The 13,260-nt window shown below is 70.3% G+C and carries 15 protein-coding genes and 1 pseudogene; 15 read left to right on the top strand and 1 reads right to left on the bottom strand.

The genetic code is table 11. The features are described 5' to 3' along the window. Position 1 precedes the first annotated feature (1 nt). Positions 2 to 658, top strand: coding sequence for a hypothetical protein (locus ACSLTV_RS35245; RefSeq protein WP_435613646.1), 657 nt, complete (start codon positions 2 to 4; stop codon positions 656 to 658). 48 nt (positions 659 to 706) lie between these two features. On the opposite strand, the gene ACSLTV_RS35240 is transcribed toward ACSLTV_RS35245, so the two are convergent. Further along, positions 707 to 1,828 (bottom strand): IS630 family transposase, encoded by a 1,122-nt coding sequence (locus ACSLTV_RS35240; protein WP_435613645.1) that lies wholly within the window; start codon positions 1,826 to 1,828, stop codon positions 707 to 709. A gap of 113 nt (positions 1,829 to 1,941) precedes the next feature. Here ACSLTV_RS35240 and ACSLTV_RS35235 point away from each other — a divergent pair, with 113 nt between their 5' ends. The 14 genes and pseudogenes from ACSLTV_RS35235 to ACSLTV_RS35170 all read left to right on the top strand — a co-directional run bounded on the left by ACSLTV_RS35235 (position 1,942) and on the right by ACSLTV_RS35170 (position 13,205). Next, on the top strand, positions 1,942 to 2,154 hold the full coding sequence (locus ACSLTV_RS35235) for a hypothetical protein (protein WP_435613644.1): 213 nt from the start codon (positions 1,942 to 1,944) through the stop codon (positions 2,152 to 2,154). Next, on the top strand, positions 2,151 to 2,543 hold the full coding sequence (locus ACSLTV_RS35230) for a hypothetical protein (protein ID WP_435613643.1): 393 nt from the start codon (positions 2,151 to 2,153) through the stop codon (positions 2,541 to 2,543). Before ACSLTV_RS35235 ends, ACSLTV_RS35230 begins: the two co-directional genes overlap by 4 nt. Next, the gene (locus ACSLTV_RS35225; RefSeq protein WP_435613642.1) at positions 2,501 to 3,100 is read left to right on the top strand and encodes a thymidylate synthase; all 600 of its coding nucleotides are present in this window, start codon (positions 2,501 to 2,503) and stop codon (positions 3,098 to 3,100) included. The genes ACSLTV_RS35230 and ACSLTV_RS35225 overlap by 43 nt, the downstream gene beginning before the upstream one ends. 8 nt (positions 3,101 to 3,108) lie before the next feature. Beyond that, positions 3,109 to 4,827 carry a carbamoyltransferase family protein gene (locus ACSLTV_RS35220; protein WP_435613641.1) on the top strand — a complete coding sequence of 573 codons (1,719 nt, stop codon included), beginning with the start codon at positions 3,109 to 3,111 and terminating at the stop codon, positions 4,825 to 4,827. Next, positions 4,824 to 5,876: a glycosyltransferase family protein gene (locus ACSLTV_RS35215; protein ID WP_435613640.1), complete on the top strand. Its 1,053-nt coding sequence runs from the start codon at positions 4,824 to 4,826 to the stop codon at positions 5,874 to 5,876. The genes ACSLTV_RS35220 and ACSLTV_RS35215 overlap by 4 nt, the downstream gene beginning before the upstream one ends. Positions 5,877 to 5,972: 96 nt before the next feature. Continuing rightward, positions 5,973 to 6,482 (top strand): topology modulation protein, encoded by a 510-nt coding sequence (locus ACSLTV_RS35210; protein WP_435613639.1) that lies wholly within the window; start codon positions 5,973 to 5,975, stop codon positions 6,480 to 6,482. 31 nt (positions 6,483 to 6,513) lie between these two features. Further along, complete coding sequence (locus ACSLTV_RS35205; protein ID WP_435613638.1) at positions 6,514 to 7,365, top strand: class I SAM-dependent methyltransferase; 852 nt, start codon at positions 6,514 to 6,516, stop codon at positions 7,363 to 7,365. Continuing rightward, the gene (locus ACSLTV_RS35200; protein ID WP_435613637.1) at positions 7,362 to 8,123 is read left to right on the top strand and encodes a phosphotransferase; all 762 of its coding nucleotides are present in this window, start codon (positions 7,362 to 7,364) and stop codon (positions 8,121 to 8,123) included. Before ACSLTV_RS35205 ends, ACSLTV_RS35200 begins: the two co-directional genes overlap by 4 nt. Beyond that, positions 8,120 to 8,776 (top strand): histidine phosphatase family protein, encoded by a 657-nt coding sequence (locus ACSLTV_RS35195; RefSeq protein ID WP_435613636.1) that lies wholly within the window; start codon positions 8,120 to 8,122, stop codon positions 8,774 to 8,776. The genes ACSLTV_RS35200 and ACSLTV_RS35195 overlap by 4 nt, the downstream gene beginning before the upstream one ends. Then, complete coding sequence (locus tag ACSLTV_RS35190; protein WP_435613635.1) at positions 8,773 to 9,609, top strand: aminoglycoside phosphotransferase; 837 nt, start codon at positions 8,773 to 8,775, stop codon at positions 9,607 to 9,609. Before ACSLTV_RS35195 ends, ACSLTV_RS35190 begins: the two co-directional genes overlap by 4 nt. 35 nt (positions 9,610 to 9,644) lie before the next feature. Next, positions 9,645 to 10,642 (top strand): annotated as a pseudogene (locus ACSLTV_RS35185) (NAD-dependent epimerase/dehydratase family protein). Between the two features lie 31 nt (positions 10,643 to 10,673). Then, positions 10,674 to 11,795: an adenosylhomocysteinase gene (locus ACSLTV_RS35180; RefSeq protein ID WP_435613634.1), complete on the top strand. Its 1,122-nt coding sequence runs from the start codon at positions 10,674 to 10,676 to the stop codon at positions 11,793 to 11,795. A gap of 364 nt (positions 11,796 to 12,159) precedes the next feature. Continuing rightward, positions 12,160 to 12,351: a hypothetical protein gene (locus tag ACSLTV_RS35175; protein WP_435613633.1), complete on the top strand. Its 192-nt coding sequence runs from the start codon at positions 12,160 to 12,162 to the stop codon at positions 12,349 to 12,351. A 35-nt stretch (positions 12,352 to 12,386) separates the two neighbouring features. Next, positions 12,387 to 13,205 (top strand): 3-deoxy-manno-octulosonate cytidylyltransferase, encoded by an 819-nt coding sequence (locus tag ACSLTV_RS35170; protein ID WP_388209889.1) that lies wholly within the window; start codon positions 12,387 to 12,389, stop codon positions 13,203 to 13,205. Positions 13,206 to 13,260: the final 55 nt, after the last annotated feature.

Raw genomic sequence — 13,260 nt, 5'->3', positions numbered from 1 at the left:
CATGTCCCGATCAGACGATATTGCCCTGTCTCAGCCCCCCGTCACCGCTGACGACCTCGACCTTGCCGTGCAACTCGCCGTGGCAGTCCTTCGCGAGGCGCCTCCAGCCGCGTGGGAAGGCAAGGCCGGTTCGCTGGAATGGGACTGCTGGGAAACCGTCGAGCACCTCAGCGACGACCTCTTCGCCTGCGCTGCGCAACTGGGCCCCAAGACACCGCCCTTGGATGGCGAGGTTCCCTTCGTATGGGAGAGCCGACGTCCCGGCGGCCCAGCGAACGCCATTCACGCGAACCGCAAGGCGGGGCCCGTCGGCCTGCTGCAGGTCCTGGAAGCGAGCGGCGCGCTGCTGATCGCCATGGTGCGCACGACGCCTCCGCAGACCCGCGCTCACCACGTCTTCGGCGTCTCGGACCCCGAGGGCTTTGCCGCGATGGGGATCGTGGAGACCCTGGTGCACACGCACGACCTGGCACAAGGGCTCGGTCTCGCATGGAGCCCGCCTGCCGATCTGTGCTCTCGGGTGCTCGCTCGGCTGTTTCCGGACGCACCGTCGTCCACGGATCCCTGGTCCACCCTCTTGTGGGCCACCGGACGCGCCGAACTACCCGGACACCCCCGTCTCACCACATGGCGCTGGGACGGCACACCCCGGTCATAGGCTCAGGCGTCTCCGCCGCAGAGGAGAGGTTCAGTCGGGGTTGCCTGGTCAGGCTGCTGCTGAGATCGGTCGGCCACCCCAGCGGATGCCCTTCTCGCTTCGGATGCGGGCACGTTCCTTACGCTCGGCGGCGAGGACGTCGCGGTGACGGGCGTTGGCGTTGCGCCAGCGCAGGTAGGCGTGCAAGGCCCGGGTCTGCACGGTGTGGTTGGGGTGGTTGGAGTTGGCGATGGTGAACTGCCTCAGCGGTCCGAAGTGCGCCTCGATGGGGTTTGCCCACGAGGCGTAGGTCGGGGTGAAGCACAACTCGACCTTGTTCTTCCTCGCCCAGCGCCGGATGTCGGCGCCCTTGTGGGCGGACAGGTTGTCCATGATCACGTAGATCGGTGCGCCGTCGGGCCGTGCGGCGCGGATCGACTTCAGCGCGGCCAACGTGTTTCCGGTTCCCTTCTTGCGGCGGTTGACGCCCCACAGGCGGTCGTCGCCGACCGAGTAGCAGCCGTGGAAATACCGGACTCCGTGGGTGCGGTGGTAGGTGGCCGGCACCCGGTCGGGGTGCTTGCGTTCGGCCCAGCCCGAGCCTGCGGTGGGCCGGATTCCGAGCGGTCCGAACTCGTCGAAGGCGAACACCCGGTCGGGGAAGCGGTCAAGGACCTCCTCGATGCGGTCGAGCTTGGCGTCGCGGTCGGGATCAGGGGATTCCTTCCATGTCTTGGTGCGCTGGAAGGTGACACCGCGGCGGGCGAGCAGGCCGCGTAACCCCTCGCGGCCGATACGGATCGCCCGGCCGTGGACTTTCCGCAGGTAGGCGACGAGTTTACGCAGCGACCAGCGGGTGAAGGGCTGGCCGAGCTTGGTGGGGCGGGTGGTGGCCGTCCGGACGACGAAATCCTCGTCGTCACGACTGAGCAGGCGGGGACGGCCTCCCGCCCACCGAGGGTCCAGGCAGGCCAGGCCGATCTCGTTGAACCGATGAATCACATCGCGCACGGTGTCCTCGTCCGCCTGCACCAGCTGGGCGATCACCGGCACCCGGTTCCCGCCGGCCGAGGCCAACAACATCATCGCGCGCCGGTAGCGCACCGAGCTGGTGCTACCGCGGCGCACGATCTGCTGCAGCCGCTGCCCTTCCTGGTCAGTCAGTCTGCGCACACGGACAGGCTCGGCCACCGCGCCTCCAGCGGTCGGATCGGACGTCACCGCACATCCAACCGCCACGACCGCCAACCCGGCGAACCTATGCGGTCAGAGCACTAGCGACCCGGTGCGAGGGCACCGGTGACGTGGCCGAAGCGCTCTCCGGCGTGCGCGAGGGCCGTGCGCCGATCCCGCGGGCGGCCCTGGACGCGGTGTGCCGGTGGCGCGGCGACAGCGCCGCTCAGATCGCCCGGCTCATCACCGACCGCGCGACCTCCGGCCCGAGGGCCGACGACTCCACCCGCCACCACTCAGGCGCCACTGCGTCGCCCCAGGACGAAGGAGCATCCGTCCGATGACATCCCTCACGGCCGACGGCATGGCCGAGCTGTTCTCCGGCGCCGTCACGCTGGCCAAATCCGGCGAGAAGATCAGCCCCCGGGGCATGGCCACCCACGCAGTCCGCGACGTGCACCTGCTGCTCACCCAGCCCCGTGCCCGCCTGCTCTACGCCCCGCCCGCCCGCATCGTGAATCCGGCCTTCGCCGTCGCCGAGACGGTCTGGCACCTGTCCGGATCCGACGCCCCGTGGATCTTCGACTACAACGACCGGCTGCGGCAGTTCGCCGACGACGGCATCCTGCTGGGGGCGTACGGACCGAGGATGCGGAACTGGGCCGGCAGGTCGACCAACTCGCCCGCGTCGTGGAGATCCTTCAGGCCGACCCCGACTCCCGGCGAGCCCTGATCCAGCTCTACGACCCGGCCCAGGACGCCGCCGGGCACAAGGACGTGCCCTGCACCCTCGGGTTCCGGTTCCACCTGCGCGCCGGCCGCCTGCACATGGCGACCATGATGCGCGGCCAGGACGTATGGATCGGCATGCCGTACGACGTGTTCTTCTACACCGTGCTGCACGAGCTGGTCGCCGGATGGCTCGACGCGGAACTCGGCGAGTTCCACCTGCACATCGGCTCGCTGCACATCTACGACGAGCACATCGAGCAGGCCGACGCGCTGACCTCGCTCTCGGCGAGCGAGATCATGCCCGACCTGCGAACGCCCTGGACGGGATTTTCCGGCCTGCTCGACCAGGTCGAGGCCCGCGACGTGACCGGCCACCCAGGCTGGGACGCGATGGCCGAGACGCTGCGCAGCTACCGGCTGTGGAAGGACGGCAAGCACGAGCAGGCATGGCGGGCGGCAGACACGATCGACGGACCCCTCGGCCAGGCCCTCACCGCCTGGTACGGAGAGTTGGAGCGTCGCTCGGCCAAGCGCGCCGCGACGGCCGGGGCAAGGTGACCACCGCTATGAAGCGCACCCCCTCCGTCATCCTCGGCCTGTGCTCGTACACCCACGACTCCTCGGCCGCCCTTCTTGTGGACGGTGAACTCGTCGGCTTCGTCGAGGAGGAACGCCTCTCCGAGCAGAAGCACACCAAGCTCTACCCGGCCCGCGCCGTGGGATGGCTCCTCGACCAGGCCAAGCTGAGCGCCACCGACGTGGACGCCGTCGCCTACAACTTCCAGCCCGTCCACTACCTCGCCGAGTCGCCCGCCGCCCTGCGCATGGCGCTCTCGCCGATGACACGCGACCGGAGCCTGGCCCGTGCCCACGGGTTCGCCAAGGTCGCCCTGCGGACCCGACGGCGGCTGCGCGTCCTCGGTAGCCAGTTCCCCTCTGCCCGCGTCACACCGGTCCTGCACCACCGCGCCCACCAGCTCACGGCCTTCGCCGCCTCCGGCTGGGAGGAAGCCGCCGTACTCGTGGTCGACAGCCTCGGCGAGCGGCAGACCACCACCATCGCCCACGGCCACGGCATTCCGCGCCCCCGCGTCCGGACCCTGGAAGCGATCAACGACCCGGCCTCCCTCGGATACGTGTACGGCGCCGTCACCGAGCACCTGGGCTGGCGGCGGGGCGACGAGGAGGGCACCGTCATGGCGCTGGCCGCCCTCGGTGACCCCGCCCGCTTCCGCCACCTGTTCACCACGGCCGTCCGCACGACAGCCACGGGCTTTCGCATCCACCCCGGCTACTTCCCGACGCGCACCCTCACCTCGGGATACCCGAGGACATCTAGGCGGTTCGTCGCCGAGACCTGCCCCGAGCGGCACCCGAGCGAACCGCTCACCGACGTCCATCGAGACCTGGCGGCTGCCCTCCAGGAGCGGACCGAGCAGGTGACGGTCCACCTCGCCCGCCGCGCCCGTGTGCTCACCGGCTCCCGGCGCCTGTGCGTGGGTGGCGGCGTCGCCACGAACTGCGTGAGCATCGGGAAGATCATCGAGGCTGGCATCTTCGACGAGGTGTTCGTCCCGCCGGCACCGGGTGACGCCGGAACCGCGATCGGGGCCGCCCTCGCCGTGCACGTCGACGCGCGTACGCCTCGCCCGGTCGCTGGCATCGCCCGCCACTGCTACCTCGGCCCCTCCTACGAGGACCAGCCCCTCGACCTGACCCCATGGCCCGGCCTCCACCAGAAGACCCTGGGCATCGAGACCGCCGAGTTCCTCGCCGACCAGCTCGCCCACGGCACGATCGCCGGACTCTTCCAGGGAGGGGTCGAAGCCGGGCCGCGCGCCCTGGGCAACCGCTCGATCCTCGCCTCCCCGCTGGAGCCCGGCGTCGTGGAGCGGCTCAACGCCACCGTGAAGTTCCGCGAACCGTTCCGGCCCTTCGCCCCCATGGTCCCGGCCGAGTGCGCCGCCGAGTTCTTCACCCTCGGCCAGCCGGCGCCGTACATGTCCATGGCCTCCGGGGTGACAGACCTGACGCGCGAGCGGGTGCCGGCCATCGTGCACGCCAACGGCACCTCCCGCCTGCAGACCGTCACCCGGTCGCAGAACCCGTTCATGCACGCGGTGTTGACCGCCTTCGGCCGCCGGACCGGCGTACCCGTGCTGATCAACACCTCCCTCAACGTCAAGGGCAAGCCGATCTGCGGGACACCCGAGATGGCCCTGGACTGCCTGGCCAACTCCGGCCTCGACGCCCTGCTTCTCGAAGGGCGGTGGATCACCAAATGAAGATCGGATACAGCTTCTGGGGCTTCCTCGGCAACGGCGTCACCGACACCCCCGACGGAGGCCGCAGCCACCGCCGCCCCTTTATCGACGCCCTCCTTGCCCGCGGTCACGAGATCGTCTTCCTCCAGCCCGACCGCGACCGCCTCGAAGCCGGTGACGACCTCGGCGGCGCGTACACCTTCGACGACGGCCTGCCGGGCATCCACGCCCTGTTCCTGGAGTGGCGCTGGGCGATCCCCGGCCGCAACACCACCGTGTGCGGAAGCGAGGGGCACACCTGCGACCTCCACCGGCAGGCCCAGCTCATCAACCACTACACGGCCCGGTGCCAGACGCCCACCGTCATCTGGGACAAGGACCGCACCCTGCGCGTCGAGAGCGTGTGGCGCCGTACGGCCCACACCCGCGTCTGCGAGGCCGCGCTCGCGCCGACCCCCGGCGCGCACTCGCTGCTCTTCCCCGTCGCCGAGGACCTCCTTGCCCAGGCCGATCCCCTCACCCTTGCGGCGCGGCCCAGGGATCTCGCGCTCGGCTACGTGGGCAACCAGTACGACCGGGACGAGCCCTTCGACCGCTTCTTCGCCCCGGCCGCTGCCCGCGTCGAGCACCTGGTCGCCGGGAAGTGGACGAAGACTGGCCGCTGGCCGCACGTCCGCTTCGCGGGCCGGATCCCGTTCGAGGCCGCCGCTGGCGTCTACGGCCGGTCCCTGGCCACGGTGCTCATGCTGCCCGAGCGGTACGCCGCCGTCGGGCAGATGACCCAGCGCATCTTCGAGGCCGTGCTCGCCGGCTGCCTGCCGCTGGCCCCGGCGGACATCCGCTTCGCCGACCGGTTCGTCCCGAAGGAGCTGGTCGTGCGCTCCGGCAGCGACGTGCTCGAACGCCTCTCCTACCTGCGCGAGATCACCGGCACCGATCAGCACGCCGCCCTGATCGCCGCGTGTGTGGACCGCCTGCGTCTGTTCGGCCTGAGCAAGCAGGTCAACACCCTGGAGTCCGTCCTGCACGGCCTCCTCCAGGCCACCGCGACCGAGCGGGGAGCTGCCTGATGCAGACCGCTCGATCGACCACGGCGCGCGGATTCTCCGGGCGCGTCCCGGAGGATGGGGCCGCCGGACACCCGAACCTCTCTACGCTGGAGCACCATGAAGAAGGTCGCCATCGTCGGCTGCGGCGGCAGCGGCAAATCCCACGTGGCCCGCGAACTGGGCAGGATCCTCGACGCCCCGGTGACGCACCTGGACGCCGCGTTCTACGACGACGAGTGGAACGCGTTGCCCATGGACAAGTTCACCGACGTGCAGCGCGAGCTGGTCGCGCAGCCGCAGTGGGTGATCGATGGCAACTACAACTCGACGCTGCAGGTACGGCTCGAAGCCTGCGACACGGTGGTCCTGATGGACGTGTCGACCGCGGCGGCGCTGTACGGGATCTTCTCCCGGCAGATTCGGCACGGGGCCGGGCACAAGGGCAACGGGGTGCACAACCGCATCCACTGGGGCGTGATCAAGTACGTCGCCATGTACCGGCGCAAGATGCGGCCCCGCGTGATGGCGAAGATCGAGGAGTTCGGCTCCGGCGCCGATGTGGTGCTGTTGGCCAACCGGCGCCAGACGCGCCGCTGGCTGCGGAAGGTCGCCGCCGAGCAGTCCTGACCGGTCCGCGCCCCCGGTCAGGGGGTGCGGCATGAACGAGCCCAACCCGTTCCTGGACTCCGCCCGGCAGTCGGAGCTGTACGGACACGCTTCGCGGCTGGCCGGGCGCACCAGCGCCCTGATGCGCGCCAAGACCGCCGGACACCCGGTGCCCGAGACGATGGTCAGCCTGGTACAGACCCACCACGCCCGGCCCGACCGGCTCGGCGTGGTGCTCGACATCGGCTGCGGTCGCGGCACGAGCAGCCTCGTCATCGCCGAGCAGCTCCGGCCCCAGCGCGTCGTGGGCCTGGACGCCGCCCCCTCCCTGCTCGCTCAGGCCCGCGAGCGCGCCAAGGACCTGCCCGACAGCACGGTGGACTTCGTCGAAGGCGACTTCCACGGCCTCCCCCTGCCCGACGGGTCGAGCGACATAGTCGTCGCGGCGTTCTGCATCTACCACTCGCCGCACCCCGAGGACGTCGTCGCGCAGATCGCCAGGGTCCTCGCCCCCGGGGGTCTGGCCGTACTCGTCACCAAGGGCCTCGACAGCTACCGGGAGATGGACCAGCTGGTCGTCTCCGCCGGCCTCGATCCGCGTGCCGCCCAGCACGAGAGCCTCTACACCTCAGCCCACAGCGGCAACCTCGCCGACGTGGCCGCCTCCTCGCTCGACGTGATCGCCGTCCTGGACGAGGAGCACGTCTTCACCTTCGACGGCCACGACCACACGGCCCAGTATCTGGCCACCAACCCCAAGTACGACCTGGCGCCTGGCCTGTACGGCAAGCCCGGGGCCCTGGCGGCGACCCTGCACGAGTTCCTTCCCGACCAGCCGCTGACCACCCGGTCCCGCATCACCTTCGTCGTCGCCCAGCCGAAGGAAGGAGGAGCGCCGGCATGAGCCCCGCCCCGTTCACCAAGCACTACGCGGAACCGGAGCGTGCGTCGGGGGCGGTGCGCCACTACCGGTGGCTCACCGCGCACGCCAAGCCTCTGCGGCAGCCGGCCCTCCACACCGCCGGACCGCAGTCCCTGACGTTCGAACGGATCGAGGGCCGCTCCGTACGCCCCGAGGACCTCCCGCGCGTGGCGGAACTGCTGGGCCACGCCCACGGTGCCGCCTGGGCCAGCGACCTGCACTCCGCGTCGCTGGACACCCCGCACCACTTCCAGGACGGCACGCAGTTCGACGACTACCTCGGTCCCCGGAAGGTCGCCATACGGCGACGCCACGAGCAGGGCTACCTGCCGAACAAGACGGCACTGCACGCGATGCTCGGCCTGCTGGAAGCGACCACCGAGGGACCCTGCGCCTTCTACAAGGACAGCAACCCGCGGAACTTCATCATCACCAGCACGCAGGACATCGTCGCCGTCGACACCGACGACCTGTCCCTCGCCCCGATGGGCTACGACCTCGCCAAGCTCGTCGCGACGCTCCACCTGACCTACGGACCGCTCACGGACCAAGCCGTCACCACCGCCCTGCTCGCGTACAACGCGGCAGCCCGACGCCACGACGCCCGGCTGGGCGTGACGGACCGGGGCCAGCTCGACAGCTTCCTGGGCCTGCACGCCGTGCTCACCGCCCCGTACGTCGGCCGCAACGGCTACCGCTACAGCCTGCCCCTCCGTTTCAGCCACCGAGGAGCCTCATGATCACCACCGAACTCGTCTTCGTCCGGCACGGCCAGGCCCAGTGCAACGCCGACGGCCTCGTCGGGGGCCCGCGCACCTGCACCGGCCTGACCAACCTCGGGTACGCCCAGGCCAAACAGGCCGCACGCCGCCTGGCCACCGAGCACCTGAAGAAGCCCTTCGACGTGATCTACGCCGGCCCGCGGATCCGCCTCGTCCAGACCGGCGAGATCATCGCCCAGACGCTCCAGATCCCCGTGCACCACGACGACCGACTCGACGGCCCGGTCCACGGCGACGCCGACGGCCAGCCCTGGGACGCGGTGAAGACGGCCGCCGACGGCGGGCCGCACGCCCACCCCGACACGCCCTGGGCCAACGGCTCCGACACCTGGAACGGGTTCCTGGAGCGCGCCAGCAGGAACCTGAGCCAGCTCATCGAGGAGAACCACGGCAGGCGCGTCGTCTTCGCGGCCCACGGGGAGACGGTGATCACCGCACACACCCTGCTGCTCGGCATCCCGATCGGCTCGCCGGCCGGATTCACCCACAACCACGCCTCCATCACCCGCTGGCAGCACCACCGCAACCGCCTGGGCCAGACCCGCTGGATGCTCGACCGGCACAACGACACCGAGCACCTCAGTCTCCTCACGCCGGAGCCGACCCCGTGATCGCGACCTCGGACGACCCCCGCATACGACTGGCGCACCACCTCCTCGGCGCAGTCGAGATCGCAGCGGACCCCGCGCTCCCGCCTCGCGTCGTACGCCTGGTCGCCGGCGACGGGCGTCGCTTCATCGCGAAACAGCACGCGGAGCGAGACCGGTTCGCCGGAGAACTCCACGCCTACGCGGCGTGGGGCACCCATCTCACTGGCCACGCACCGGAGTTGGTCGGCTGGGACGACGCCACCCGCACCCTGCTGCTCACCGCACTCACAGGCGACCGCGCGGACACCGTCGCTCCGGGCTCGCCCGAGGAGGAACTGGCCCACCACGAGGCCGGGCACGTGCTCGGCAAGCTGCACCGAGCCACCGCCATGCCCCAGGGCGGTGCCGTCGGCGCCTCGCTCGCCGAGCGGTTCCAGCGGTGGATCGACCGGGCCGTCCACGCCGACCTACTCGACGCGGCCGACGAGAACCTACTGAAGCACCACGCGGCGATCCTGGGCGCCAGCCACATGGACAGCGCGATCTGCCACCTCGACTACCAGCCGCGCAACTGGCTGCTCGGCGGCACCCTCGGCATCTACGACTTCGAGCACATGCGACGCGACGCCCGGGTCCGTGACTTCGCCCGGCTCGAATTCCGACGCTGGCAGGCCGCACCCCACCTCCGCACCGCTTTCTTCGACGGCTACGGACGCTCGCCCAATGACACCGAACGACGCCTCCTGGAGTCCTTCGGCGCCATCGAGGCGGCCACAGCCCTGGTCAAGGGCCACCACGAGAATGACGCCGCCCTCAGCGCGCACGGCAGAACCGTCCTGTCCCGGCTCACCTGACCTACCCCTTCGGCGACACCTCTCTGGAGATCCCCGTGCCAAAGCACGAGCAGCCCCCGACCAACGCTGCCCCCCGACGGGCCGTGGTGACCGGCTCCGCCGGATTCATCGGCTCCCACCTCGCCCACGCCCTCGTCCAGGCCGGCACCACCGTGATCGGCGTGGACCGCCGAGACCCGTCCACCGACCCGACGGCCGCCGCCAACCTCGCCGCGCTGCGAGGATGCCCGGGATACCACCACGTCACGGCTGACCTCCTCCACTGCGCGATCGACCCGCTCCTGATCGACGCCGACGCGGTCTTCCACCTCGCCGGCATCCCCGGTGTACGGCCCTCCTGGGGACCGCAGTTCGGCGACTACCTCGCGTCCAACGTGCTGGCCACCCACCGCGTCCTCGAAGCCTCCACCCGGATCGGCGTCCCCCGACTGTCGTCGCCTCCTCCTCCAGCGTCTACGGTCCGACCGACGGCGACGCGAGCCTCGAGACCGACCGTCCCAATCCCGCCTCCCCGTACGCCGTGACCAAGCTGGCCGAGGAGCAGCTTTGCCTCGCCTACGCCGGGCGCCCCGTCGGCCCCAGCGTCGTCGCCCTGAGGTACTTCACCGTCTACGGCCCCCGGCAGCGCGCCGACATGTTCACCCACCGCGCCCTGTACGCCGCCCTGACCGGACAGCCCCTGCGTCTGTACGGAGACGGCCACCAGCGCCGCGACTTCACCTACATCGACGACGTTGTCGCCGCCACGATCGCCGCCGCCGTCGTCCCGACCGCGCACGGCGCCATCAACGTCGGCGGCGGATCGAACGCATCGCTGCTGGACTTGATCAACATAGCCAACAGCCTCACCGGCCGCGAGATCCAGCTCCAGCAGGACCACATGCGCAACGGGGACGTCCTCCTGACCCGTGCCGATCCCGGCCGCGCGGGAGAAGTCCTCGGCTGGCAGCCGCGCGTCGACCTCCACAGCGGACTGCGCGCCCACATGCAGGCCCTGGCCACGCCGGTACCCGACTACAGCCGGGCCGCGTAGCCCTACGCCTCGGAATCCGAGAGGAGTGCTCATGGAAACCCCCGAGCGAGCGCGGCTGGACGCCTTCTTCCGGAGGATCACCGCGCAGTTCCCCGCCGGCCAGGCGATCACGACGCTGGTCATCACGCACCTGCTCCCGGAACGACCCGCGTTCTTGCGCGCCATGACCGCGGTGTCCACGATCGGCGCCGTCCTCCCCAAGCCCCGGTCGATCCACCAGCCGACCCTCGACACCGTTCGCCGCACCCTGCCGGTCCACGACCTGACCCGGGAGCGTTTCAACGACGAGACCCAGGCCCTGCACTACCTGGAGGACACGGCCGGCGGCCAGGACGTCGTCCTGGTCGACATCGGCGGGTACTTCGCGGCCAGCCTCGACACCCTCGTGAACAAGTTCTCCGGCCGCGTCCTCGGCGTCGTCGAGGACACCGAGAACGGACACCAGCGGTACACGGCCCTTGGTTCCCTGCCGTGCCCGGTCGTGTCCGTGGCCCGCTCCCCGCTCAAGGACTGCGAGGACCACCTCGTCGGCCGGTCCATCGTGTTCTCCACCGATGCCCTCGTCCGCGCCCGCGGGGACATCCTCACGAGCCGCAGCGCCTGCGTCATCGGCTTCGGCAAGATCGGCCGCGCCATCGCCCAGACCCTGCGCGCCCAGGACCTGCGCGTCACCGTGTACGACCACGACGCGGTCAAGCGGGTGCAAGCGCACGCCCTCGGCTTCCGCACCAGCGCGTCCACCACCGAAGCCGTCCATGACGCGGAACTCGTCCTGTGCGCCACCGGCAATCTCGCCCTTCGGCACGAGGACTTCGCCGCCCTGCGGAACGGCGCGTACCTCGGATCGGTGACCTCCTCCGAGGACGAACTCGAACTCGACAGCCTCCACGACATGTACGAACGCGAGCCCGTCGGCCCCCAGTTGACCCGATACGAGGTCACCGGCCACTACTTCTACGTTCTTGCCGACGGGGGTGCTGTCAACTTCGTGCACGGCGCCGCCGTCGGCACCTACATCCACCTCGTCCAGGCCGAGATAGTCGCCGCCACCGCCGCCCTCAGCCACGCCCGCTTCCAGCCCGGACTGCACGAGATGCCGGCGGCCGACCGCGACGCCATCGCCAGAACCTGGCTCCGCCACTTCGAAAGGTGACTCCGATGCCTCCCTCCACCGACCACATCCGCGCCGTCACGGAGGCGTACCTCGCCCGCCACCCGGACGAATGCGACTCCCTGGCGCTGCTGTTCGCCGCTCTCGCCGGCGCGGACGCGCCCACCAGCCGCAAGACCTTCCCCGCCCACGTGACCTGCAGCGCCATCCTCATCAACGGTGAAGGGCAGGTGCTGCACATCGCACACAGGGCGTCCGGGAAACTGCTGGCGCCCGGCGGGCACAACGAACCGGCCGACCAGCACCTGCGCGACGCCGCCCTGCGCGACTGCACGAGGAGGCTGGCATCCCGCCCAGCGCGGTCGTCCCCCTCGCCGGCCACGAGGACATCCCCCTCGACATCGACGTGCACGCGATCGACGCGAACCCGTCGAAGAACGAGCCGGCCCACCACCACGTGGACTTCCGCTGGGCATTCCACCTCGGTGCGGAACACGCGGTGACGCTTCAGGAGGAGGAGGTCGACGGCTACCAGTGGCGGCCGTTCGCGACCGCCGCCTCACCCAACGTCCGCGCCAAGCTCGCCCAGCTCACCTGAAGCCCCCACGCTTACCCGTCCACCAGGAGGACGCCGTGGCCGCCACCACAGCCCGACCGACCGGCGTCGAACCGCGCCGGCACATCGCCGTCATACCCTGCCGCTGGGGTGCTTCGCGCTTCCCCGGCAAACCGCTGGCTCTCCTCGGCGACAAGCCGCTCCTCTGGCACGTCCACCAGCGCTGCTTGGAGGCCAAACGTCTCGACGGAGCCATCGTGGCGACGGACGACGAACGTATCGAGGCGGCGTGCAGCCAACTGGGCATCGAATGCATCCGTACCGGAGAGCACCTCACCGGCACCGACCGCGTCGCGGAGGTCGCCGAGCTCCTGCCGGCCGAGGCGTACATCAACGTCCAAGGCGACGAGCCGTTCATCTCGCCGACCGCCATCGACGACGTCTCCGAGGCACTGGAGTACAAGCCACCAGGCACTCTCGCCGTGAACGCGTATGCCGAACTGCACGACCCGGGCGGCGTCCTCGACCACAACGTCGTCAAGGTCGTTGTCTCGGCCCGTAGCGAGGCCCTGATGTTCTCGCGCCAGCCCATTCCCTATCCCAAGGGTGACCGCCCGAAGTACCTACGCCAACTGGGTCTGTACGGCTTCACCGGCCCAGCTCTCCAGCGCTTCCGACAACTTCAGCAGGGGCCCTTGGAACGCGCCGAGGGTGTGGAGATGCTCCGCTTCGTCGAGCACGGCCACGCCGTGCACATGGTTCCTGTCCTGGACGATGGTGTAGCGGTAGACACCTCGGAGGATCTGGCGCGAGCCGAGCGCCTTCTCAATCAGCCGTTTCAACCTGGCCACCGATCGGGTGACGGTGCCGTAGGGCGCCACAGGCCAGAGGCCTGAGCTGGGAGTGGGGTGGCGGTGACCCGGACGACCGTGAGTCACGGTCGTTGCTATA

Source organism: Streptomyces sp. bgisy159, from assembly GCF_965341775.1.
Taxonomy (GTDB): Bacteria; Actinomycetota; Actinomycetes; order Streptomycetales; family Streptomycetaceae; genus Streptomyces.
This window is presented reverse-complemented; position numbering and strand designations above follow the sequence as displayed.